Genomic DNA, 21,921 nt, shown 5'->3' with positions numbered 1-21,921 from the left:
ACGGGAACATTCAATAAGGTGCTTGCAGCTTGGGTGCATCGGTCGGTTGCAAGCACCTTTACAAGGCACGCCGGGGCAGCTGGCGCGACGCTAAAAAGGCGCGGCAGTATAACGCGCCTCGGTTCCAGGCACACCCGCCGGCAGTCAATCGTTGGTCGCATATCGGACACACATGGATATTCGCAGAGCTGCTGTTATGGCGAGGGAGCTTGTCGGGACTCCGCACCGTCCCACCCGGCTGCGCAGCAGACGTAAAACCTGCCAGCAAGTCATCGCTGAAAGACTGCAGGGGGCCGCTTCGCAGACCAGCGGGAGCAAGCTCCCTCGCCACAAGATTGTCGCCACTTCGGGACATGCTTTTGACGCCAGTTTTCTGCCCCGAAAATTGAATGGTCATTTATCAGACACCCCACTAAAGTGGCATTCGGTCTGTAGAGTAGGACACTCGGTCAGCCTCCTTTCGCACGGTGAGTCAACGATTGACCCATAACGCCATCCAACGGCTTTTGCTCAAACGCTTTGCCCTCGCAGCCGGCACCTACGCCCTGGCTTTGGTCTTGCTGTGGCTGGCGTTTTTCACCGGGCATTTCGATGAACCGCTGACCAGCGTGGCCATCGGCAGTGCGCTGGTGGTGATCACTCAGGGGACGTTGTTCGCGGTGTTTTACAGCGGCTGCAACCTGCGTTTTTCCGACCCGAGCCTGACCGAAGCGCAAGTGTTGATGGGCCTGGGGTGGCAGACGTGGCTGATCGCCAATCTGGATGAGGCGCGCGGTGCGTTCCTGGTGTTCTACCTGTTGATCATGTTGTTCGGGCTGTTCCATCTTTCCCGTCGTGCGTTTGTGCGATGCACCCTGTTGGTGTTTTTCAGTTTCAGTGCGATCACGCTGTGGGAGGGCTTCCACTTCCAGTTGCACGACCCGGCGCTGGCCGCGTTGCAGGTGTGCGTGCTGTTTATCGTCTTGGTGTGGCTGGAGCTTTATGCCCGTTACGTCCAGGCCTCGCGTCAACGTATGCGGCAACGACGGTTTGCCTTGCAGGCGCACCAGGACACCCTGCGCGGGATGATGCGCCAGCTCGAAGACCTGGTCGCCACCGACGAACTTACCGGGCTGTTCAACCGCCGGCATTTCCTGCGCCTGGCCTCCCGCGAGCTGAATGCGATGGACGCTGGCGTGGTGCATGGCCTGGCGCTGATCGACCTCGACCACTTCAAACGTATCAACGATGTTCATGGTCACGCTGCTGGCGATCAAGTACTGCAAGCCTTTGCCGGTGTGGCCACCGCCTGCCTGCGCGAGGGGGATGTGCTGGCCCGTTATGGCGGCGAAGAGTTCGTGGTGTTGCTGCCCGACTGCAACGCCGAACGCCTGACGTCCTGTTGCGAACGGCTGCGCATCGCGTTCACCGATGTCGAACTGATCGGACTCAACGTCGCCCACCTCAGTTTGTCCGCCGGCATGACCTTGCTGGAGCTGGGCGACGATCTCGACGACGCCTTGCAGCGCGCCGATCAGGCGCTTTACCGCGCCAAGCGCGACGGTCGCAATCGTTGCGCGGCGGCGTGGGAGAACGTCGATGCCTGAGTTGCGGGTCGGCGAGCGCCACTGGTCTGTGGTGCCGGGCAGCAACCTGCTCGATGCCCTGAATCAGAACGGCGTGGCCGTGCCTTACAGTTGTCGCGCCGGCAGTTGCCATGCGTGCCTGGTGCAATGCGTCCAAGGCTTGCCCAGTGACAGCCGTCCCGATGCCTTGAGCGTCGAACAGCGTCAGCAAGGTTGGCGTCTGGCGTGTCAGTGTCAGGTGGTCGAGGACCTGCAAGTGCACACCTTCGACCCACACGTCGACGGCCGCCCGGCGCAAGTCGCTGCCGTTGATTGGTTGAGCGCCAGTGTGTTGCGATTGCGCCTTACGCCGGAACGACCGTTACGCTACAGCGCCGGGCAGCATCTGGTGTTGTGGGCGGGCAACGTGGCCCGGCCATACTCCTTGGCGAGCCTGCCGGAAGAAGACCGCTTTCTGGAATTTCATCTCGATTGTCGCCAGCCCGGGGAATTCAGCGACGCGGCCCGTCAGCTGAAAATCGGCGACCCGATCCGCCTCGGGGAACTGCGTGGCGGAGCGCTGCAATACGACCCCGACTGGAGCACTCGACCGCTATGGCTGATGGCCGCCGGTACAGGATTGGGGCCGTTGTTCGGGGTGTTGCGCGAAGCGTTGCGTCAGGATCACCAAGGCGCCATCCGCGTCATTCACCTCGCCCATGACGCCAGCGAGCATTACCTGGCCAAACCCCTGCAAGCCATGTGCGATGTGCGTGAAAACCTCAGCGTCGAATGCTGGACCCCGGCCGAGTTGCCACAGGTGTTGGCGCAACTGCGGCTTGTTTCCCGACAAACCCTGGCCTTAGTCTGCGGAGCCCCCGACAGTGTCGACGCCTTTGCCCGGCGTTTGTACCTGGCCGGATTGCCGCGCAACCAACTGCTGGCGGATGTCTTTGTTCCCCGTGGTTGAGCGCTGATCGTTTAACGACGCGAGACTCGCCATGACCGATGCCATCCAGCTTGAACGCGAACGCGGCCTGCTGACCCTGCGCCTGAACCGCCCCGACAAGAAAAACGCCCTGACCCGCGCCATGTACAGCCACTTGGCTGACGCCCTGAAGCTGGCCGACACCGACCCCGAAATCAACGCCGTGCTGATCACCGGCAGCGCCGAGTGCTTCACCGCCGGCAACGACATCGCCGATTTCATCCAGCAACCGCCGAGCAACCTCGACAGCCCGGTGTTTCACTTCATGGTCAACTTGCTAGAGTGCCGCAAACCGGTGATCGCCGCCGTGGCGGGCGCTGCAGTGGGGATCGGCACGACGATGTTGCTGCATTGCGATCTGGTGTATGTCAGCCGTGATGCGCGGCTGCGGATGCCGTTCGTGAACCTCGGGTTGTGTCCTGAGTTTGGTTCCAGCCTGATCCTGCCGCGATTGCTCGGGCACGCAAAAGCGGCGGAGTTGCTGCTGCTCGGCGAAGGGTTCAGCGGTGAACAGGCCGCGGAGTGGGGCATCGCCACCGAAGCGTTGGGCAGTGGTGAAGCGGCCTTGACCAAGGCGCGGGAGATGGCGTTGCGGTTTGAGTCAATGCCACCGGAAGCGGTGCGGATCAGCAAGCAATTGATGAAAGCGCCGGACCGGGAATTGCTGCGCAAAGTGATCGAAGAGGAGGGCGCGTTGTTCACCCAAAGGTTGCGTTCGCCGGAGGCGATGGCGGCGTTGTCGGCCTTTATCAAACGGCATTGAATAATGCGGTGACTGGACTGACGCCTTCGCGGGCAAGCCTCGCTCCTACGGTGGATTTTCGGCGCTCACATAACCTGAGCGAGCGGTGCGACGATTCGACTTGCCCGCGAAGAGGCCCATCCAGGCGACACATCTTCCGGATCAAAAACCAAAAAGCCCCGTCATTCACATGGCGGGGCTTTTGTTTTTCAGCAACCGGTCAATCAGACCATCTTGTCGCCAACGTGCAGGATTTTCATCCCGTTGGTGCCGCCGATGGTGTGGTAGCTGTCGCCCTTGGTCAGGATGACCCAGTCGCCTTTCTCCACGACGCCGCGCTTGAGCAACTCGTCGATCGCGGCCTGGCTGACTTGCTCAGGCGGCAACGATGCCGGGTCGAACGGCACGGTGTAGACGCCACGGAACATGGCCGCGCGGGCCTGGGTTTCGCGGTGTGGGGAGAACGCGTAGATCGGCACCGAAGAACGGATGCGCGACATGATCAACGGCGTGTAGCCACTCTCGGTGAGGGCGATGATCGCTTTCACGCCCGGGAAGTGGTTGGCGGTGTACATGGCGGCCAGGGCGATGCTCTGGTCGCAGCTTTCGAAGACCTTGCCGATGCGGTGGCTGGAAGTCTTGCTGGTCGGATGCTTTTCAGCGCCGACGCAGATGCGCGCCATCGCTTGCACCGCTTCCAGTGGGTACAGACCGGCAGCACTTTCTGCCGAGAGCATCACGGCGTCGGTGTAGTCGAGCACGGCGTTGGCCACGTCGGACACTTCGGCGCGGGTTGGCATCGGGTTCTGGATCATCGACTCCATCATCTGGGTCGCCACGATCACAGCCTTGTTGTGGCGGCGTGCGTGCAGAATGATCTTCTTCTGAATGCCCACCAGCTCGGCGTCGCCGATTTCCACACCCAGGTCACCACGGGCAACCATCACCGCGTCGGAGGCCTGGATCAGCGCATCGAGGGTTTCGTCATCGGCCACGGCTTCGGCGCGTTCGATCTTCGCCACCAGCCAGGCGGTGCCGCCGGCTTCGTCGCGCAGTTGACGGGCGTATTCCATGTCGGCGGCGTCACGCGGGAAGGACACCGCGAGGTAGTCGACTTCCATTTCTGCGGCGAGCTTGATGTCGGCCTTGTCTTTCTCGGTCAGGGCCGGCGCCGTCAGGCCACCGCCGCGACGGTTGATGCCTTTATGGTCGGACAGTGGGCCGCCGATCAGCACGGTGCAGTTCAGTTCAGTGGCGGTGGCGGTATCGACGCGCATCACCACGCGACCGTCGTCGAGCAGCAGCTCGTCGCCGACGCCGCAATCCTTGACCAGGTCCGGGTAGTCGATGCCGACCACTTGCTGGTTGCCTTCGGTCAGAGGATGGCTGGTGGAAAAGGTGAATTGATCACCGATCTTCAGCTCGATCTTCTTGTTGGCGAATTTGGCGATACGGATTTTCGGGCCTTGCAGGTCACCCAGCAGGGCGACGAAGCGGCCGTGCTTGGCTGCGAGGTCACGCACCAGCTTCGCGCGAGCCTTGTGCTCGTCGGGGGTGCCGTGGGAGAAGTTCAGGCGGGCGACGTCCAGGCCAGCCAGAATCAGCTGTTCGAGAACTTCCGGCGAGTTACTGGCCGGGCCAAGGGTAGCGACGATTTTGGTACGACGGACGGACATGCAAAGACTCCTGAGTTCAAGCGCTGAGTGAGGCTACTATGGTCCGAAGTTGTAGTCATTGTTCATATGCACTACTTATTCGTTTATATCTTTAACCGAACATTCCTGAAGATTTCTGCTCACGGGTCGATACAGAGCTCAAGACAGGAGATCCCCCATGCGATTCGTGCCCATTGCCGCCCTTGCCCTCAGCGTCCTCAGCGTCACGGGCTGCACCCGTTGGTCGATGAACCACCATTTGAACCTCGCCTACAGCGCTTACGACCGTGGCAATTGCGAGCAGGTGATGCTCGAATTGTCGAAAGTCGAGCGCTCCAGCCGTGCGCGGCCTTATGTGTGGCCGGAAGTGTCGATGATGCGCGGCCAGTGCCTGGAACGGCAGAAGCTGTTCATTGATGCGGCGCAGACTTATCAGTTCATCATGGCGTCCTACCCGCAAAGCGAATACGCCTACCGCGCCCGCGCGCGCCTGGAAACCTTGCAGAGCCTGGGCCATTACCCGACTCGCAGCGCAGCAGCAGCCGTGCGCCCGACGCAGTTCTGATTGCCGTTGTCATGCAAAGGCTGGCCGCCCGGCGGTGGTGAGCTATAGTCGAATGGATCGGTTTTAGAGCCATGTCTCTAGATCGAGGTCATACCTGTAACCGGCAGCCGTAAGCGTTAGCGGAGTCATGGGCTGACGCACCGGGAAGGGGGAGAGCGCGCCAGGCTTTTCGACAAGAGCAAAAACAGGCACGTTCCGAAGCATTAGTGCGGCCCTGCTTAAGGGCCTTGATGGGCCAACTGCGCATGTTTACCGACCGCCGGATCGAGCGGCATCAATTGCCGTATTTTCTGAAAGTGTTCAACAGCGTCACCGACAAACCCATCGGCTTTCTGGGCAATGTGTCCGCCGACGGGCTGATGCTCATCAGCCAGTTGCCCATGATGGTGGGCGTCGATTTTGACCTGCGATTGAAAATCCCCGCCAGCGACGGTTGCCAGCAGGTCATTGACCTGACGGCGTGTTGTTTGTGGTGCCACGAAGACGAAACCCCCCACCATTACGACGCCGGGTTCAGCCTGCAACGGGCACCGCCGGAGTATGGGCAATTGGTGGAGGCGTTGACGCAGTACTTCAGTTTTCAGCCGATGCCGGCGTCTGCCTGAGTGTTGTGGTGCATCTGCAATGGCCATCGCGAGCAGGCTCACTCCCACATGGGTATCGGCTGTCCACAAATATTGTGGTCCCAGAAGATCCCCTGTGGGAGCTAGCCTGCTCGCGATGGCGTCAGCCCAGACAACAAATAAAAAGACTGAACTCTACGTCGTCTTGATCGCCTTCTCGTTATCCAGCGACCGCTCCACCAGCATCAACCCCAACTCACTGATCCGGTAAATCGCCATCGCCAGATGCCGCGGCTTGTCCTCCAGACTTTCCGCCAGGTCGAGTAGCAGAATGCTGACCGTCGAGAATGTTTCGTAGGTCTCGATGGTCAAGGCTTCGGGGTTGGCATCAGGGACAACGGTGAACATCTTCATGGCGCGTTCCTCGGTGGTGCGTTCGTTAGCGAAGCACGATTTGGTGTTTTTTTGAGCAAGATGGTGGTTCAGCGCTTTTTGGGCGGCGGTATGAAGTTTTTTTGGATCGAAAGTGGCATAGGGTGAGCGCGTAGGCTCGGAAGGGGCAGGTGTAGCCTTCGACATTGGGTTAACTCCTTGTTGGATCGCTGATGAGTAGCGATAGGAGAACCTTAATCGGGGTGACTCTCGCCCGAAGTCAGTCGGGGGCACCGCAGGTTGTAGGCAGAAGCAACTGATTATGTAGCCGTTGTACGGTTTCTTGTATATACGTGTAGGACCAGGGTGAGTGTCGGCATGGGCATGGGCATGACCATGCCCATGCCCATTGGCCACAGCAAAGCGAGTCTCTCCACTGCATCACTCTTCGCTTCGGGCAAAGGGACTACAAAACTCGAATACCTATTCTCCTTTGAAGTCAGTTGACACAGAGAGAAGAGCCAACGAGATAAACTCTTGATTTTGATCCAGTGTTTCTAGTGCATCTCTTATGTGGCCTGCGACATTGATCGCACCTTGCTTCTCAGCCCAGATAGTGAGCTCATCTATAGCCGCACCCAACGCTAGTTGGTTCTGGTTGATCTTGATTAGCACTGACGCGAATAGATATTTATCGTCCATGATTTATTCCTTGCTAGCTATTTGGTATTTCGGATTTTCATTGAAAGTACTTACTTCAGCTTTGCTGCATTGCTGAGGCCCGACATCGCCACCTTTTTTATCGCTAAGAAATGGCTCCTTTTACGATTATCGCTATTACATAGCGCCTTCTTTCTTCCACCCCAAATACCGCGTCACCAACTCGGCTCCCAACTCTGAGGGCCGGGCATCCACCACCGGCACCCCATGAGCACTCAACTGCTCATGGAGTTGCGCCCGGTCGTTCAAGTAATCCACCGTCCCGCAATAGGTCAGCGCTTCCGGCAAGGTTTGCACCGGCGCGTGCCGCAAACCGTCGAGCAAGTCCTCGCGCAGACTCGCCACCAGCACCCGATGCAGTTTGCTCAGGCGTTTGACGGCGGTCAGCAGTTCTTCGTCGTCTTCGTCGCGCAGGTTGGTGACCAGCACCACCAGCGCACGGCGTTTCTGTCGGGCCAGTAGCTGCGTGGCGGCAGCCTGGTAGTCGGCGGGGCGTTGGGTGCTGTCGAGGTCGTAGACGGTGTTGAGCAATACGTTGAGCTGGCCCGTGCCTTTGACCGGGGCGAGGTAGTGCACTCGATCACTGGCGAAGGTGCTCAGGCCCACTGCATCGCCTTGGCGCAGGGCGATGTAGCTGAGCAACAGACAGGCATTGAGTGCGTGATCGAAATGGGCCAGTTCACCGTCCTGGCTGCGCATCCGTCGGCCGCAATCGAGCATGAAGATGATCTGCTGGTCGCGCTCATCCTGATACTCGCGGGCGATGGGTGTGCGTTGGCGGGCGGTGGCCTTCCAGTCGATCTGGCGCAGGCTGTCGCCTTCACGGAATTCGCGCAGTTGATGGAATTCCAGGCCCAGGCCACGACGTTGGCGCTGGCGCACGCCAAGTTGGCTGAGCCAGTTATCCACCGCCAGTAGTTCACCGCCGTAGAGACGGGCGAAGTCGGGGTAGACGCGGGTGCTGTCGGTCACGTTAAGCAGGCGTTTGTCGGACCATAAGCCCAAGGGGCTCGGCAGGTTGATTTCGCAGTGTTCGAAGGTGAAGTGGCCGCGCTTGATGGGGCGCAATCGATAGCCGACCTGGCTCTGCTGGCCGGGTTGCAGTTCCACCGAAAGCGGCAGGTTTTCGAAGCTGACGCCTTCTGGAACATGGTCGAAGATCTGCATGTTCAGGGATTGAGCAAAGTCATGCTCGACCTCCAGCCGCACTTCGCTCCAACGGCCGAGCGCCAGGCTGCCGGGCATCTGGCGTTGGAGGCGCGGTGAGGGCAGACGTTTGAGGCGAATGGCGTCGAGAACGGCCAGAATCAGCAGCGCTAGCAACAGTCCCCAGTTGATCGACGACAGGCTTGAGGGGACGTCGAATTCCAGTGCCTGCAACGCGCCCAGCACGATGCCGATGGCCAGCAGCACGGCGAGCCAGATCAGCAACAGGCGTGACGGTTTCATCAGCGCACACCTTTTGTGGCAAAAGAGCTTTCTGTGGCGAGGGAGCTTGTCGGAACGCCGCATCGTCCCGCTGGGTTGCGCAGCAGCCCCAAAACCATCCAGCGCAGAGTGTCAGATAAAACGTGCCTTTCTGATTTGCGACTGCTGCGCAGCCGAGCGGGAGCAAGCTCCCTCGCCACAGGGTTTGTGTTGGGCAGGGATGTAATCACAGCCGTGGCGCCGGTACTTGGTCAAGCAACTGCTTGAGCACCTGATCGACGTCCAGCCCTTCGATGTCGAACTCGGGGGCGATCCGTACACGATGGCGCAGCACCGCCAGGGCGCAGCCTTTGATGTCATCAGGTATCACGAAGTCGCCGCCACGCAGCAGTGCGCGGGCGCGGGCGCAACGCACCAGGGCAATGGAGGCGCGTGGCCCGGCGCCGAGGGTCAGGCCCGGCCAGGTGCGGGTGGTGCGGGCCAGGCGCACGGCGTAATCGAGGACCTGATCGTCCAGCGGCAGGTCGCTGGCGATGCGCTGCAAGGCCAGCACGTCCTTGGCTTGCAACACGGTGCGCAGCGGTTGCACGTCGAGCATGTCGGCACGGGTCGAGCGGCTGACCTGACGGACCATGTCCAGCTCTTGCTCGGCGTCGGGGTAGTCCATGCGCACCTTGAGCATGAAGCGGTCGAGCTCGGCTTCGGGCAGTGGATACGTGCCTTCCTGTTCGATCGGGTTTTGCGTGGCGAGCACCATGAACGGTTGCACGATGGGCAAGGCGCGGCCTTCCAGGGTGACCTGGCGTTCCTGCATGGCTTCAAGCAACGCGGCCTGGGTTTTCGCCGGCGCACGGTTGATCTCGTCAGCCAACAGCAAGTTTGTGAATATCGGACCTTTGCGCAGTTTGAACTGCTCGGTGTTCAGGTCGTAGACCGCGTGCCCGGTAACGTCGCTGGGCATCAGGTCCGGGGTGAACTGGATGCGCGCGAACTCGCCGCCAAAGCAGCGGGCGAGGGCACGCACCAGCAGCGTTTTACCCAAGCCCGGCACACCTTCGAGCAACACATGACCACCGGCAATCAGTGCGGTGAGGACGTCGTCGATCACGCTGTTCTGGCCGATCACGGCTTTTTGCAGCTCATTGCGCACAGCCTGGGCCAACTGACTGGCGCGCTGGCGTTGCTGGGCGGCGTGGGTCGCGCTGCCAGGCTCGATCTGTTGACTCATAGCGTGTTCCTCAAAGTTTGCAGGTGGGCGACCTGACGGCTGAAATCAGCGCTGGACAGCCGCTGTTTCGGTCGCGGGCTCATTGCCTGGCTGATGGCGCGTGTGGGTTGGCCGGTCAGGCGCGCGAGCACCAGCCATTGTTCGGCGACGCCGAGTTGTTCGAAACCGGGATGACGGCGCCGCACGCGCCGCAGGATGTCTTGTTGCAAGGCTTGCAGCAGGTGCTGCTGCCCGTTGCGGCGCAACATGAAATCGGCGCTGGCACGCAGGTGTTCCTGAAGTTGCCGGCGCCCTTTCGACGCGGGTGCCAGCATCGGACCCTGGCGCACTCCGACATGCCAGAGCGCAAGACCGATCAGGGCGATGAGGGCGACCAACGCCTGCGGGAAGTTGCGCAGCAGCAAGGTCAGCAGACTGTCGTGATCGGTGTTGAACAGCAAGGTCACGCTCGTGTCGGCGGTCAGGTACCAGAGCAGCCAGGCGTTGTCGTATTGGTCGATGGCGGGGGTTTTCCACAGGTCGGCGTCGGTGACCACGGTGATCGAACCCAGCCCGTGGTTCAGCTGCATCATGTGCGTGGCCTTGCCACTGTTGGCCCAGGCTTGCGCGAGGTTTCTCGGGTCTTCGAGATGGAACGCGGTATCGAAACTGGCGTAGGCCGGCGCGTTCTCGTCTTCCAGATACAGCTTGGTCAGTTTGGGGAACGGGTCGTCAAGGATGTCCGGCGGCGGCTCCTTGAGGTCTTTGCTCAGCGACTGATGCACCTGCACACGATCGAGCAGCAGGTCATTGCTCTGGCCGGTCTTTTCATCCCACAGCGACTGGGCGACAAACAACAGGCGCCCGCCGGCCCGGGTCCAGTTCATCACTTGGTCGATCTGGCGTGGGGTCATGTTGTAGCGGTCGCCGAGCAACAGCAGGCTGTGCTGACGCGGATCGAGGGTGGGCAGCACGTCGAGGCTGTTGGCATGGCCGACGGTCAGGCCCTGTTTGCGCAGGAAATGCTCGGCGGCCAGATAGGGATTGGCCAGGGCTTCGGGTGTCGGGCCGTGATCGATTTCGGCCTGATAGGGCGTGGCCTTCAGGTACAGATAAACACTCAGCGCGCCCACCAGCACGGTGATGAACACGCCGACCGAAAGCCACCAGCGCCGGCTCAACGGGCGGCTCCCGGGCCGAACAAGGTTCGCCAGCCGTCACACAGTTCCTGTTGCAAATGCGCGGGTGGCAGGCGATGTCCGTAGGCCATGTTCTGCCAGTGCCCGGTCAAGGTTTTGCTGAAGGCGAGCAAGGCCGGTTGGTGCAGTTGCTCGACGCGTTGCAGCACCTCGCCTTCGGTGTCGGCGGGTTTCAGCGCCATGTTGTGATCGTGCAACAAATGGCTGAGCAGGGCGCGATAGAGCAATCCGAGGGCCGCGCGCGGGTTGGTTTGCCAGAGAGTTTCGGCGCTGGCGGCAATGTCGGCGGGCAGGGTTTCGCGGCTCAGGTCCAGGCCGAATGCTTGTTGCGGTAACGGACGCTCGGCTCTTCGGTTCAACACCGGCCGACGGCTGACGAATGCCTGCAACCAGTCGCGGTAACGCCAGATCAGCAAACCGATGGCGCTCATTACGGCGGCCCAGAGCAGCACTTCAATCAGGTTGGCTATAAAGCCGAAACGCTGGCTGTCGAGCAGACCGGCCAACGCCTTCAGCCATTCAGGTGTTTTCCCGCCGTCCGGGGTTTTGGTGTCGGGTTTGTCTTCGCCAAATCGGTAGCGGGTCACCGTTTCCTTGTTCTTGAACGGGGGCTGATCGAGGATTGATTTGATGCTGTCTCTGGAGGCCTGGCTGGTCAGTGGTTGCTCCAGCAGACGTGGGCTGTCCGGGGTAATGACCGGCTCGGCGGCCCAGACGTTTTGCGTGCTCGGCACCAGCATTATCGCCGCGAGCAGCAGCGTGACCGCCGTGGTGTTGAGGCGTTGGCGCAATCGGCGGAACACCAGTTCGATGTCCCAGGCTTCCAGCACCGTGCGCCGATTCAGATAGAGGCTGAAACCGCAGGCCACGTAGATCGGTTCCCAGACAATCAGCACCAGCACGTAAAAGAAATTGGTCAGGTGTTCCAGCCAGCGCCAATCCTGGGTGGCCACGGCGATCAAGGTCTGCCAGCTCCATTCGAGTTCAACCTGCTGTGGCAGGAACATATAGAACAGCACCATCAGGCCAATCCACAGCGCACTTTCCAGGTGCACGCCAATGATCGTCAACCACTGCGCGGCGCCGGCGTTGCGCTGCAGCAGCACCCGCAAGCGCTGTTGTCGTTCATCACCCTCCAGGCCTTCGAGTTGCACCACCGGCATCAGAAAACTGCGGCTCAGGCTCAATCGTCGCCAGGTCAGGCTGGCCAACAGTTGTGGCTTGAGCAGGCGCGGCCATTGGCGCAATGCCTGTTTCAACGTGGGCGTTTCGCCGAACATGGCTTTGGACAGGATGTACAACGGCAAGCGCTCGAACGCCGGTTTCAACCACCAGAAGATGAACACGGCGAGGGAGGGTGAATCCCACAGGAAAAAGCTGAGCAGCGCGAAGATCGGCAAGGTGATGATGGCCCAACTGGTCATCAGCAACCGTCGGTGGCGCTGGCTCAGCAGCACGCCCAGGTCCATGGCTTCCCAAGAGGTGCGCGGGCGGATCACGACCGTGGCGTCACTCAGGCGCATGGCGGGTCCGTCCGGCAAACAGCAAGTAAGTCGCCACCAACAACCACAGCGCCGCGCCGACCAGGTATTTGGTCGTGGGTGCCGGCGCGGTCATCGACGACCAGTAGGCTTCGATAAACGCGGCAATCAGCAGAAACAACATGACGCCACAGATCAGCAACACGCTTTTGCGCGCCGCCAGTCGCAACGCTTCGGCACGGGGCAGGCGTCCCGGTGCGATCAACGCCCAGCCTAGCTGCAAGCCGGCGGCACCGGCCAGGGCAATGGCGCTCAGCTCGAACGCGCCATGACCGATCACGAACGACCAGAAGGTCTGCCCGAAACCGATGTGCGTCAGGTGTCCGGCCACCGCACCGATCATCAAACCATTGAACAGCAGGAAAAACGCGCTGCCCAGACCAAACAGCAAACCGCTGGCAAAGGTCTGAAAGGCAATGCCGATGTTGTGCATGATGTAGTAACCGAACATCACCCAGTCTTCACTGGCGGCGCGTTCCGCCGAGCGGCCCAAATGGCCGGCGACCGGGTCGTACATGCTTTGCATCTCATTGACCTGCTCGGCCGGGATCAGGTTGTAGACCAGGTCCGGGAACAGATACACCAGCAGCGCGAAGCCAATCAGGCTGCCAAAAAACATCAGGCCGGCGGCGAGCACAAAGCGCCATTGTTCGCGCACCAACCGCGGAAATCCGGCAAGGATAAAGCTCAGAATGTTGGCGCCCAGTCGACTGCGATGTCGGTAAAGCTGTTGATGCCCGCGCAGCACCTGTTGCTGCAAGGAGTCAATCAGGAAACTGCTGTAGCCGCGTTCCTGAGCCAGTGCCAGTTGTTGGCAGAGCCGTCGATAGTCTTTCGGGAAACCGGCAATGCCGGACGCTTCCTTGCCGCGCTCCAGCTGTTCGAGCATCACGGAAAACCGCGCCCATTCGGCCTTGTGGCGATTTTCGAAAAGGCTTTGCTTCATGCGGGCCCCAACAAACCACGAGCGATGGCGTTAAGTTCCGCCACGGCGCGTGGCGTGGGAACCTGCAAAGGTTGGGCAAGGATGGACGCGAGTTCATGGGTCCGCGCCTCGGAAAGGTCGCCTTGGCGCTCGGCAAACCCGAGGACGGCGCGTTGCTCGGGTAGCGTCAGGGCAAAGGTCGGGCGCCGAGGCTGGACGTCGGGCAGTTGCGGTCGGGTCAACGGTTGTTCGCGGTAGATGACCAGCGTGCCGGCGGCCAGGTCACCGAGGCGTTTGAAGGAGGGGTGTTGCAGGCAACTGATGGCCCCGAGGAAGTAGCCAAACGGCAACAGGTCGACGAATCGCAACAGGTTACGCAACAGCGAGGCGGACCATCCGATCGGGGTGCCGTCGTCATGTACCACGCGCAACCCCATCCATTGTTTGCCCGGCGAACGGCCTTGATTCAGCACCTCGAACAGCACCATGTACCACCAGCTCACTCCGAACAACAGGATCGAGCCCAGCCCGGCGCCGAGTTTTCCGAGAAACGCCAACACGATAAACAGCACGCCGAGTATCAGCCCGCGTAACCCGAGGTCGATGGAGAAGGCCAGCGCACGAACCATCAACCCGGCTGGGCGCAGTGGCAAGTCGATGCCTTCGGGCGTTTCGACTTGATACCGCGTGTCCAGTGGCGGGGGCAGCGTCGCTTTCCTTGGCAGTGCTGTGGTCTCGAGCATGGGCAACCTTGATGTGGCCTGTTCGGGATTCGATGTCCGTCCGATGCTAGCAGCCTCTCGGGGTGAAACGACATAACTATGTAGTGCACGTTGCGTAACCAGAGCTGATTGAATGACAAGTTACTGGCCGGGGCGGGATGTGAACGCCTAGACTTTGCCGATCTTCAGTTCAGGAACAGCCCGTGACCTCGATCTTCTGGTACGACTACGAAACCACTGGCATCAATCCCCGATGCGACCGTCCGCTGCAGGTGGCTGGGATTCGCACCGACTTCGATCTCAATGAAATAGACGAGCCGGTCAACCTCTTCTGTCAGCCCAGCGATGACATCCTGCCGCATCCGGCAGCTTGCGCGATCACCGGTATTACGCCCGGTCAACTGGCCGAACACGGTCTGAGCGAAGCCGACTTCATGACCCGGGTGCACGCTCAACTGGCGGCGCCGGGTACGTGTGGGGCGGGTTACAACACGTTGCGCTTCGATGACGAGATGACCCGTTACAGCCTGTACCGAAACTTTTTCGACCCATATGCCCGCGAATGGCAGGGCGGCAACAGCCGCTGGGACCTGATTGATGTGGTGCGTGCAGCCTATGCCTTGCGCCCCGATGGCCTCGTCTGGCCAACCGATGATGATGGGCGGGTGACGCTCAAGCTCGAACGGCTGACCGCCGCCAATGGCATTGACCACGGCAATGCCCACGAGGCGCTGTCGGACGTTCGCGCCACCATCGCCCTGGCTCGACTTATTCGCGAGAAGCAGCCGAAGTTGTATGACTGGCTGTTTCAGTTGCGCAGCAAACAAAAGGTGATGGATCAGATTCGGCTGTTACAGCCGATGGTGCACATTTCCGGGCGATTCTCGGCGGCTCGCAGTTATGTCGGTGTGGTGCTGCCACTGGCCTGGCATCCGCGCAACAAAAACGCCCTGATTGTCTGTGACCTGCATCTGGATCCCCAGGGGTTGCTTGATCTGGACGCAGAGACCTTGCGTCAGCGCCTGTATACCCGCCGTGATGACCTGGCCGACGGCGAATTGCCGGTGCCCCTCAAGCTAATTCATATCAACAAGTGCCCGGTGGTGGCGCCGCTGTCGGTACTTCGCCCTGATGATCAGCAGCGCCTGGGGCTGGACATGGCGCTTTATCAGGATCGCGTACTGCGGCTAAGTGACGCACAACAAGTTTGGCGAGATAAAGTGTTGGCGATTTATACCAGCGAAGATTTCACCTCGAGTCAGGATCCCGAGCAACAGTTATACGACGGTTTTATCGGTGATCGGGACCGTCGGCTATGTGAGCAAGTCAGGGCCGCCGACCCTGCCCAATTATCACAACAGCAATGGCCTTTCGATGACGAACGTTTACCTGAATTATTGTTTCGTTATCGCGCACGCAACTTTCCCGATACGTTGAATTCCGAGGAGCAAGAGCGCTGGCGAATATTCTGTCAGCAACGTTTGTCGACCCCTGAGTGGGGCGCGCCCAATACGCTTGAAAGTTTCGTAGAAGCCGCAGCCCAATTGAGCGTTACTGCTACAACGTTTCAGCGAGAGGTACTGAATGAATGGCAGAATTATGTCCAGGGATTACGCAAACGTTTGAATCTTTGAAAACGAAAAATGCCCGGGCTGTATTCCGCGCATAAAAAAACGCCAGCATCAGCTGGCGTTATTTTTTGTCGCGGATAAGTCTTTGACAACCTCTTGGGCTTAGCCCAGCAGGGTAGCCCAGCCTTCAACCACGTCACCGCCCCACTTGGCTTTCCACTCTTTCAGAGTCTTGTGGTTGCCACCTTTGGTTTCGATGACTTCGCCGTTGTGCGGGTTTTTGTATTGTTTAACTTTGCGAGCACGCTTGGTGCCAGTAGTTTTTACTGCGCCGCCGCGTGGTGCTTTGGTCTTGGACTCTGGGTCCAGCAACGCGATGATGTCACGCAGGGACTTGGAGTATTCGCCCATCAGGGTGCGCAGTTTGCCTTCGAATTCCAGCTCGGTTTGCAGTTTGTCGTCTTGGGACAGGTTCTTCAAACGGGCTTGCAGCTCTTTGATAGCTTCTTCGGTGGCGCGATATTCGTTGATCAAGGACATGAGGACTACCTTATGTTGGGCACTGGATGGCAGGGTGACAGTGCCGCAATAATAGTCAGGGTGTTTCATCAAGTAAACATTTAACCGGCTTTTTATTTAAATTAGTTGCGAAGAATAGGGCGTAAATTCAACGCAGAGTTAAAAGTGTGATGCAGTCATCACAGATATTCACAATTGAGCGCTTGAAGATTGACTACAAGAACACCTTCGCGCGGGTGGTGAGGTGCTGCCGGAATCTGTTCCACTGACCCGCGTGCAGGTCAATGTGTCATCAATACTGCAGTTTTGCTGCGCACTCGCTAGAATGGCGGCCTTTGCGAAGTTCTGGAGTTTCCCCCTCATGCGCACTTTTCGGCTGGTGATTGCTTGCCCGGACCGCGTCGGCATCGTTGCTAAAGTCAGTAACTTTCTGGCGTCACATAACGGCTGGATCACTGAAGCGAGCCATCACTCGGACAATCAGAGTGGCTGGTTCTTCATGCGTCACGAAATTCGTGCTGATTCGCTGCCTTTCGGTATTGAAGCCTTTCGCGAAGCGTTTGCACCCATTGCCGAAGAGTTCTCGATGAACTGGCGCATTACCGACACCGCGCAGAAAAAGCGCGTTGTGTTGATGGCCAGCCGTGAATCCCACTGTCTGGCTGATTTGCTGCACCGCTGGCACAGTGATGAACTGGATTGCGAAATTTCCTGTGTGATTTCCAACCACGACGACTTGCGCAGCATGGTCGAGTGGCACGGCATTCCTTATTACCACGTGCCGGTCAATCCACAGGACAAAGAGCCGGCCTTCGCCGAAGTCTCGCGCCTGGTCAAACAGCACGATGCCGAAGTGGTGGTACTTGCCCGTTACATGCAAATCCTGCCGCCCGCGTTGTGCAGGGAATATGCGCACAAGGTCATCAACATTCACCACAGCTTCCTGCCGTCGTTCGTCGGCGCCAAGCCGTATCACCAGGCCTCGATGCGTGGCGTGAAGTTGATCGGCGCGACGTGCCACTACGTGACCGAAGAACTGGACGCCGGTCCGATCATCGAGCAGGACGTGGTGCGCGTCAGCCACAGCGACAGCATTGAAGACATGGTGCGTTTTGGCCGTGACGTCGAAAAAATGGTGCTGGCCCGCGGTCTGCGTTATCACCTGGAAGACCGGGTGCTGGTGCATGGCAACAAGACCGTGGTGTTCTGATAGCCACACACCACGGTTGAAATTCGAAGGGCCTGGGCGTTCAATCGCTTCAGGCCCTTCGCCGTTTCTGCACTGAGGACATGACCATGGCCGATCCACTCGACAAAGCTACCTCCAAGGCCCCCGCCACAATGGGAGAGGGCTGTTTGAGTCGCTACGACCCGGATGACATGAGCCCCGAAGACGGCACGGAGTTCCCCGGTGCCGCCGAATTGTGGGAGCAGTTGCAGCAACCACCCGACGAAGAAATCGACGAAGCCTGAAAGATTGTCCGAACGTGCTCCCACCTTCGGCAGCGCCCATATGGGATATGCGGTGAATGACCCAACGCCATCGCGAGCAGGCTCACTCCCACAGGAGATCTATGCCACACCGAAGATCCCTGTGGGAGCGAGCCTGCTCGCGATGAGGCCCAAATCGGCGCTACAAATGTCCATGTAGGGGCCGTGAGTTCGGGCCGCGTTCGGACGATCTTTTCAGGCCTGCTTGAACTTCATCAGTTTCTTGAGCAACGGCCGCCCCAGCATCAGCAAAAACACCGGGCCACCCACCACCAGGTAGAAGTAATACGTCACCGCCCGCCAGATCAGTATCGCCGCCGCTGCTGTGGATTTCCCCACCATGGGGGCCAACAGCGCCGCCGAGGTCAACTCTGCCGCGCCCGCACCGCCCGGCAGCAGGCTGAATTGCCCGGCACTCAGCGACAGCATCTGGATCAGAAAGCACCAGGCCCACTGCAAGTCTGCCCCCAGCCCGCGCAACGCCAGATACAGCACGCTATACCGCAGGAGCCAATGCACGCAGGTCAGGGCAAACACCTTGATCAACGTCAGAACGGGCAACTGCAGCGTGTCAGTGAACGCCGCCAGGAAGTGCAGGAGCTTGCGTGCCCAGCGCAGGCGTGTGGTGCCTTTGACGTTGAGGCGAATGAGCAACCGCCCGCTCAGGCGAATCAGCAATCGATGGTAGCGCGCCACCACCACGCAGCTGAGCAACCCGCCGAACATCGAGATGGCGCTGATGATCAGCAGCCATTCCAGGCGTTCGCTGAGGTGCTGGAACAACGCATAAATCAGAATCCCGCTCAGCGCGCAGAGGAAAAACAACAAATCGCTGAGTTGGTCCATGGCGAACACCGCGCTGCCCCTTGCCGGGCGCACGCCATTGCGCGCCAGCAGCGCCATGATGGTCAGCGGGCCGCCACTGCCACCGGGTGTGGCGCAGTAGGCGAACTCGGCGGCCATCACCACGCCGAGACTCTTGACCCTGCCGACCTTGTCGCACTGATCGCCCAGCAACAGGCGCAAGCGCAGGGTGTTCACCACCCAGCACAGCAAGATCATGCCGAACATGATCAGCAATTCATTCAACGGGAAATTTTGCAGCCGCGACCACGTTTCGTTGCCACCCAGCAACAACGGAATCAGCACCGCGGCGAGCAGGGCGATAAACAGCAGAATCCCCCGGCTCATGCGGCGCGACCGAGACGATTACTGTGCAAGGAGAGCCACTGGGCCTTGGTCATCGGCACTCGCCCCTCATCGAGCAAGCGCTTGAGGGTTTGCAGCCAGTAACTCCGCGAAAATCCATGGCGCATGTCCACCGGGTGCAGACCGAGGCGAATCACCGGTGCTTGCCGCCAGCGCTGTTCACGCTGATCGCTGACGAGTTTCGACAGACCCCGGCGCCAGGCACTGCGCGCACTCCAGACCAGTCCCGGCGCATCGATGGCAGTGAAATCAGGCAGACGATAGAGATGTTGTGGATCGCTGGTGTAGCCCAGCGGTAACTGGCGTAACGCCTGCCGAGTGCCTTCGCTCATCAACCAGGCCGGGGCGACGAAGCCTTCCAGCGGCCAGTGATAACGATGGAACACTTCGATTCCCGCACGCAGGCGGGCGAGGGCGGCGGCTTGCGACAAGCTGTAAAACTCGCCTTCGTGGGTATAGATCCGGCGCATGAACCAGTCTCTGGGATTGTTGGGAGGAGGGCCTTCGTCGCAATGAAAGTAGCCGTGCAATGCCAGTTCGTCACCTCGGGCGACTCGGCTGGTCAGCCACCGACGAAATCCAGGATGCTCGTCCAGATCGTTGTGCTTGTGGAAGTTCGGCACCACCAGCCAGGTCATCGGCACCTCGCCCAGGGCATCGACGGCCTCGACAAAAGGCTGGTAATCGGCCCAGGTCTGCGGCGCAACGTCATGCAGCACGAGTAACAGGCTGGGCGGGTTCATGGGCTCAACCATTCGCAGTCAGCGGCCATTGGCTGCCGAGCACCGCGTGATAGTGCCCCAGCAGACTGTTGACTACGGTGTCCCAGGCGTAATGCTGTTCAACATGTTTGCGGGCGCGTTTGCCCAGGGCCGCGCTGCCCTGGCTGAACAACTCGCGCACCGCGTTGGCCATCGCCAGGGGATTGTTTGGCGCGCAGAGCAAGCCGCATTGATCGGTGACGATTTCCTCGAAGGCCCCGGCTGCGACCGCCACGACCGGAATGCCGCTGGCCATGGCTTCGAGGATCACCAGGCCGAAGGTTTCCTGATCGCCGGCATGCAGCAGTGCGTCGGCGCTGGCCATCAAGCGCGCGACTTGGGCGGCCGGGCAGAATTCATCGACGACGGTCACATTGTCCGGCACCACAGCGGGCATGGAGGAGCCGACTAACAGCAAATGATAACGAGGCCCCAGACGCTTCATGCAACCGAGCAGGACCGGCAGGTTCTTTTCCTTGGAGCCACGGCCGGCGAAGATCAGCAGATGGGTGTTCTCATCAATGCCTAATTCGGCCCGCAGGCCGCCGTCCCTTGCTTCGGGATTGAATGTTTGCAGGTCGACGCCCAACGGCTGCACGAACACATTCTTCACCCCAAGACCCATCAACTTGTCGGCCATGACCTGACTCGGCGCCAGCACCCGGTCAAAGTTGCCATACAGCTTGCTGACATAGGCCTCGACATTGGGGGTCACCCAATTGCCCATTCGATTGCTGACCAGCAGCGGCAGGTCAGAGTGATAAAAACCGATCACGGGCACATCCAGTTGCCGGCGCGCATCCAGAGCCGCCCAGGCAGTGAGATAAGGGTCGCCGACTTCGATCAGGTCGGGCTGCAAATCCTGCAGGACATTTCGCCATGGCGCCAGGCGGAGGGGGAAACGATAACCCTTGCCGAAGGGCAGGGCCGGGGCTGGAACTGAGTAGACGCCATCCTGCTCACTCAAGTGTGCCCCTGGAATCAGCAAACTGTGGCGAATGCCTGGCTTGATGCTCAGGCGACGGTGCTTGGCATCCAGATACGTGCGCACGCCACCGCTGGCCGGGGCGTAGAACATGGTTATGTCCGCGATATGCACAGTGAGCATCCCTCCGGTCCGTTGTTCTCCCTTGGTTGACCTTTATGAAGGATAGATGTTCGGTTGGGGTTTTGTGGCGCGGGGGATCAGTGAGGTTTTTGCGGTGTATTTCAGACCGCTTTCGCGGGCAAGCCTCGCTCCTACAAGGATTCATGTGAACCTGTCGGAGCGAGGCTTGCCCGCGAAGAGGCCGGGTCAGACATTAAATACGGAAACTGCCCACCAGCTGCTTGAGACGCGCCGCCTGCTGCTCCAGGTCCGAACACGCCCGCAACGTCGATTGCAGGTTCTCCACGCCTTCCTGATTGAGCGTGTTGATCTCGGTAATGTCGACGTTGATCGATTCGACCACCGCCGTCTGTTCCTCGGTCGCGGTCGCCACCGACTGGTTCATCCCGTCAATCTCACCAATACGCAACGTCACGCTGTTCAAGCGCTCGCCCGCCAGATTGGCGATTTCCATGCTGTCCTGGCTGTGGCGCTGGCTTTCGCTCATGGTGCTGACGGATTCACGGGCGCCGACTTGCAGCTCTTCGATCATGGTCTGCACCTGTTGCGCCGATTCTTGCGTGCGGTGCGCCAGGTTGCGTACTTCGTCAGCCACCACGGCAAAACCACGCCCGGCTTCACCGGCGCGTGCCGCTTCGATGGCTGCGTTGAGCGCCAGCAGGTTGGTTTGCTGGGAGATGCTGGTGATTACTTCGAGAATCTGCCCGATGTTCACGGTTTTGCTGTTCAACGATTCGATGTTGGTGCTCGAGGCGCTGAGCATGCTCGACAGCTGATTCATCGCTTTGATGCTGCGATCCACCACTTGCTGGCCGTCCTCGGCGAGGCTGCGGGCATCGCTGGCCTGGCTGGATGCCTGGGCGGCGTTTCGGGCGATTTCCTGAGCGGCGGCGCCGAGCTGGTTGATCGCTGCGGCCACGCTGCTGGTGCGCGAGGCTTGCTGGTCGGAGTTGAACATCGACGAGTTTGATGCCGCGACCACACGCAGCGCGACTTCGTTGACCTGGCCGGTGGCTGAGGATACTTCGCGAATCGAGGTGTGAACTCGTTCCACGAAGCGGTTGAACGCCGTGCCGAGAACGCCGAATTCA

At 60.0% G+C, this 21,921-nt stretch carries 22 protein-coding genes; 8 read left to right on the top strand and 14 right to left on the bottom strand.

Annotated elements, in window-relative coordinates:
* Window positions 1-479: 479 nt before the first annotated feature.
* The 3 genes from ACA051_RS23065 to ACA051_RS23055 are packed head-to-tail and all read left to right on the top strand — an operon-like array spanning window position 480 to window position 3,295.
* On the top strand, window positions 480-1,586 hold the full coding sequence (locus ACA051_RS23065) for a GGDEF domain-containing protein (RefSeq protein ID WP_497304998.1): 1,107 nt from the start codon (window positions 480-482) through the stop codon (window positions 1,584-1,586).
* Window positions 1,579-2,514, top strand: coding sequence for an iron-sulfur-binding ferredoxin reductase (locus ACA051_RS23060; protein WP_497372046.1), 936 nt, complete (start codon window positions 1,579-1,581; stop codon window positions 2,512-2,514). Before ACA051_RS23065 ends, ACA051_RS23060 begins: the two co-directional genes overlap by 8 nt.
* A 31-nt stretch (window positions 2,515-2,545) precedes the next feature.
* Window positions 2,546-3,295: an enoyl-CoA hydratase-related protein gene (locus ACA051_RS23055; protein WP_497372044.1), complete on the top strand. Its 750-nt coding sequence runs from the start codon at window positions 2,546-2,548 to the stop codon at window positions 3,293-3,295.
* A gap of 203 nt (window positions 3,296-3,498) precedes the next feature.
* Here the strand turns inward: ACA051_RS23055 and pyk are convergent, their stop codons facing one another.
* A complete protein-coding gene (pyk, locus tag ACA051_RS23050) occupies window positions 3,499-4,950 on the bottom strand; it encodes a pyruvate kinase (protein ID WP_140667576.1) in 1,452 nt (483 codons plus the stop codon).
* Window positions 4,951-5,107: 157 nt separating this feature from the next.
* Here pyk and ACA051_RS23045 point away from each other — a divergent pair, with 157 nt between their 5' ends.
* Entirely contained in the window at window positions 5,108-5,494 is a 387-nt protein-coding gene (locus tag ACA051_RS23045; protein ID WP_403100402.1) for a tetratricopeptide repeat protein, read from the top strand.
* A 245-nt stretch (window positions 5,495-5,739) separates the two neighbouring features.
* Window positions 5,740-6,099 (top strand): PilZ domain-containing protein, encoded by a 360-nt coding sequence (locus ACA051_RS23040; protein ID WP_010457554.1) that lies wholly within the window; start codon window positions 5,740-5,742, stop codon window positions 6,097-6,099.
* Between the two features lie 153 nt (window positions 6,100-6,252).
* Here ACA051_RS23040 and ACA051_RS23035 read toward each other — a convergent pair whose 3' ends face one another.
* The 8 genes from ACA051_RS23035 to ACA051_RS23000 all read right to left on the bottom strand — a co-directional run bounded on the left by ACA051_RS23035 (window position 6,253) and on the right by ACA051_RS23000 (window position 14,192).
* Window positions 6,253-6,636 (bottom strand): DUF6124 family protein, encoded by a 384-nt coding sequence (locus tag ACA051_RS23035; protein ID WP_497372042.1) that lies wholly within the window; start codon window positions 6,634-6,636, stop codon window positions 6,253-6,255.
* Window positions 6,637-6,912: 276 nt separating this feature from the next.
* Window positions 6,913-7,131: a hypothetical protein gene (locus ACA051_RS23030; RefSeq protein WP_497304989.1), complete on the bottom strand. Its 219-nt coding sequence runs from the start codon at window positions 7,129-7,131 to the stop codon at window positions 6,913-6,915.
* Between the two features lie 135 nt (window positions 7,132-7,266).
* On the bottom strand, window positions 7,267-8,598 hold the full coding sequence (locus ACA051_RS23025) for a DUF58 domain-containing protein (protein ID WP_497372040.1): 1,332 nt from the start codon (window positions 8,596-8,598) through the stop codon (window positions 7,267-7,269).
* Between the two features lie 205 nt (window positions 8,599-8,803).
* Window positions 8,804-9,805 (bottom strand): AAA family ATPase, encoded by a 1,002-nt coding sequence (locus ACA051_RS23020; protein WP_219095516.1) that lies wholly within the window; start codon window positions 9,803-9,805, stop codon window positions 8,804-8,806.
* Window positions 9,802-10,965 carry a DUF4350 domain-containing protein gene (locus tag ACA051_RS23015; RefSeq protein WP_497304986.1) on the bottom strand — a complete coding sequence of 388 codons (1,164 nt, stop codon included), beginning with the start codon at window positions 10,963-10,965 and terminating at the stop codon, window positions 9,802-9,804. The genes ACA051_RS23020 and ACA051_RS23015 overlap by 4 nt, the downstream gene beginning before the upstream one ends.
* Entirely contained in the window at window positions 10,962-12,506 is a 1,545-nt protein-coding gene (locus tag ACA051_RS23010; RefSeq protein ID WP_497304985.1) for a DUF4129 domain-containing protein, read from the bottom strand. The genes ACA051_RS23015 and ACA051_RS23010 overlap by 4 nt, the downstream gene beginning before the upstream one ends.
* Window positions 12,493-13,470 carry a stage II sporulation protein M gene (locus tag ACA051_RS23005; RefSeq protein WP_497304983.1) on the bottom strand — a complete coding sequence of 326 codons (978 nt, stop codon included), beginning with the start codon at window positions 13,468-13,470 and terminating at the stop codon, window positions 12,493-12,495. The genes ACA051_RS23010 and ACA051_RS23005 overlap by 14 nt, the downstream gene beginning before the upstream one ends.
* The gene (locus ACA051_RS23000; protein ID WP_497304982.1) at window positions 13,467-14,192 is read right to left on the bottom strand and encodes an RDD family protein; all 726 of its coding nucleotides are present in this window, start codon (window positions 14,190-14,192) and stop codon (window positions 13,467-13,469) included. Before ACA051_RS23000 ends, ACA051_RS23005 begins: the two co-directional genes overlap by 4 nt.
* Before the next feature lie 182 nt (window positions 14,193-14,374).
* Between ACA051_RS23000 and sbcB the strand changes: the two genes are divergently transcribed.
* Window positions 14,375-15,805, top strand: a complete 1,431-nt coding sequence (gene sbcB, locus ACA051_RS22995) for an exodeoxyribonuclease I (RefSeq protein WP_497372038.1) — start codon at window positions 14,375-14,377, stop codon at window positions 15,803-15,805.
* 99 nt (window positions 15,806-15,904) lie between these two features.
* Here the strand turns inward: sbcB and mvaT are convergent, their stop codons facing one another.
* A complete protein-coding gene (gene mvaT, locus ACA051_RS22990; RefSeq protein ID WP_007933316.1) occupies window positions 15,905-16,282 on the bottom strand; it encodes a histone-like nucleoid-structuring protein MvaT in 378 nt (125 codons plus the stop codon).
* Window positions 16,283-16,622: 340 nt separating this feature from the next.
* Between mvaT and purU the strand changes: the two genes are divergently transcribed.
* Window positions 16,623-17,471: a formyltetrahydrofolate deformylase gene (gene purU, locus ACA051_RS22985; RefSeq protein ID WP_219095513.1), complete on the top strand. Its 849-nt coding sequence runs from the start codon at window positions 16,623-16,625 to the stop codon at window positions 17,469-17,471.
* Between the two features lie 86 nt (window positions 17,472-17,557).
* Window positions 17,558-17,734 carry a hypothetical protein gene (locus ACA051_RS22980; RefSeq protein ID WP_497304976.1) on the top strand — a complete coding sequence of 59 codons (177 nt, stop codon included), beginning with the start codon at window positions 17,558-17,560 and terminating at the stop codon, window positions 17,732-17,734.
* Between the two features lie 213 nt (window positions 17,735-17,947).
* Here the strand turns inward: ACA051_RS22980 and gpgF are convergent, their stop codons facing one another.
* The 4 genes from gpgF to ACA051_RS22960 all read right to left on the bottom strand — a co-directional run bounded on the left by gpgF (window position 17,948) and on the right by ACA051_RS22960 (window position 21,788).
* On the bottom strand, window positions 17,948-18,943 hold the full coding sequence (gpgF, locus tag ACA051_RS22975; protein WP_497372036.1) for a glucosaminyl phosphatidylglycerol flippase: 996 nt from the start codon (window positions 18,941-18,943) through the stop codon (window positions 17,948-17,950).
* Window positions 18,940-19,716 carry an N-acetylglucosaminyl phosphatidylglycerol deacetylase gene (gene gpgD / locus ACA051_RS22970; RefSeq protein ID WP_497304972.1) on the bottom strand — a complete coding sequence of 259 codons (777 nt, stop codon included), beginning with the start codon at window positions 19,714-19,716 and terminating at the stop codon, window positions 18,940-18,942. The genes gpgF and gpgD overlap by 4 nt, the downstream gene beginning before the upstream one ends.
* The gene (gpgS, locus tag ACA051_RS22965; protein WP_497304970.1) at window positions 19,709-20,830 is read right to left on the bottom strand and encodes an N-acetylglucosaminyl phosphatidylglycerol synthase; all 1,122 of its coding nucleotides are present in this window, start codon (window positions 20,828-20,830) and stop codon (window positions 19,709-19,711) included. Before gpgS ends, gpgD begins: the two co-directional genes overlap by 8 nt.
* A gap of 193 nt (window positions 20,831-21,023) precedes the next feature.
* Window positions 21,024-21,788 carry a methyl-accepting chemotaxis protein gene (locus ACA051_RS22960; RefSeq protein ID WP_497375622.1) on the bottom strand — a complete coding sequence of 255 codons (765 nt, stop codon included), beginning with the start codon at window positions 21,786-21,788 and terminating at the stop codon, window positions 21,024-21,026.
* Between the last annotated feature and the right edge of the window lie 133 nt (window positions 21,789-21,921).

This window comes from Pseudomonas sp. LBUM1669 (assembly GCF_059695705.1).
This window is presented reverse-complemented; position numbering and strand designations above follow the sequence as displayed.

Excerpts from the sequence above, each read along its gene's own strand:
- ACA051_RS23000 (WP_497304982.1), bottom strand. The coding sequence starts at position 14,192 with ATGCTCGAGACCACAGCACTGCCAAGGAAAGCGACGCTGCCCCCGCCA.
- ACA051_RS23055 (WP_497372044.1), top strand. The coding sequence starts at position 2,546 with ATGACCGATGCCATCCAGCTTGAACGCGAACGCGGCCTGCTGACCCTG.
- ACA051_RS22960 (WP_497375622.1), bottom strand. The coding sequence starts at position 21,788 with ATGTTCAACTCCGACCAGCAAGCCTCGCGCACCAGCAGCGTGGCCGCA.
- gpgD (WP_497304972.1), bottom strand. The coding sequence starts at position 19,716 with ATGGTTGAGCCCATGAACCCGCCCAGCCTGTTACTCGTGCTGCATGAC.
- gpgS (WP_497304970.1), bottom strand. The coding sequence starts at position 20,830 with ATGCTCACTGTGCATATCGCGGACATAACCATGTTCTACGCCCCGGCC.
- ACA051_RS23035 (WP_497372042.1), bottom strand. The coding sequence starts at position 6,636 with ATGTCGAAGGCTACACCTGCCCCTTCCGAGCCTACGCGCTCACCCTAT.
- ACA051_RS23020 (WP_219095516.1), bottom strand. The coding sequence starts at position 9,805 with ATGAGTCAACAGATCGAGCCTGGCAGCGCGACCCACGCCGCCCAGCAA.
- ACA051_RS23045 (WP_403100402.1), top strand. The coding sequence starts at position 5,108 with ATGCGATTCGTGCCCATTGCCGCCCTTGCCCTCAGCGTCCTCAGCGTC.
- mvaT (WP_007933316.1), bottom strand. The coding sequence starts at position 16,282 with ATGTCCTTGATCAACGAATATCGCGCCACCGAAGAAGCTATCAAAGAG.
- ACA051_RS23005 (WP_497304983.1), bottom strand. The coding sequence starts at position 13,470 with ATGAAGCAAAGCCTTTTCGAAAATCGCCACAAGGCCGAATGGGCGCGG.
- ACA051_RS23025 (WP_497372040.1), bottom strand. The coding sequence starts at position 8,598 with ATGAAACCGTCACGCCTGTTGCTGATCTGGCTCGCCGTGCTGCTGGCC.
- ACA051_RS23060 (WP_497372046.1), top strand. The coding sequence starts at position 1,579 with ATGCCTGAGTTGCGGGTCGGCGAGCGCCACTGGTCTGTGGTGCCGGGC.
- ACA051_RS23040 (WP_010457554.1), top strand. The coding sequence starts at position 5,740 with ATGTTTACCGACCGCCGGATCGAGCGGCATCAATTGCCGTATTTTCTG.
- ACA051_RS23010 (WP_497304985.1), bottom strand. The coding sequence starts at position 12,506 with ATGCGCCTGAGTGACGCCACGGTCGTGATCCGCCCGCGCACCTCTTGG.
- ACA051_RS23030 (WP_497304989.1), bottom strand. The coding sequence starts at position 7,131 with ATGGACGATAAATATCTATTCGCGTCAGTGCTAATCAAGATCAACCAG.
- pyk (WP_140667576.1), bottom strand. The coding sequence starts at position 4,950 with ATGTCCGTCCGTCGTACCAAAATCGTCGCTACCCTTGGCCCGGCCAGT.
- ACA051_RS22980 (WP_497304976.1), top strand. The coding sequence starts at position 17,558 with ATGGCCGATCCACTCGACAAAGCTACCTCCAAGGCCCCCGCCACAATG.
- gpgF (WP_497372036.1), bottom strand. The coding sequence starts at position 18,943 with ATGAGCCGGGGGATTCTGCTGTTTATCGCCCTGCTCGCCGCGGTGCTG.
- purU (WP_219095513.1), top strand. The coding sequence starts at position 16,623 with ATGCGCACTTTTCGGCTGGTGATTGCTTGCCCGGACCGCGTCGGCATC.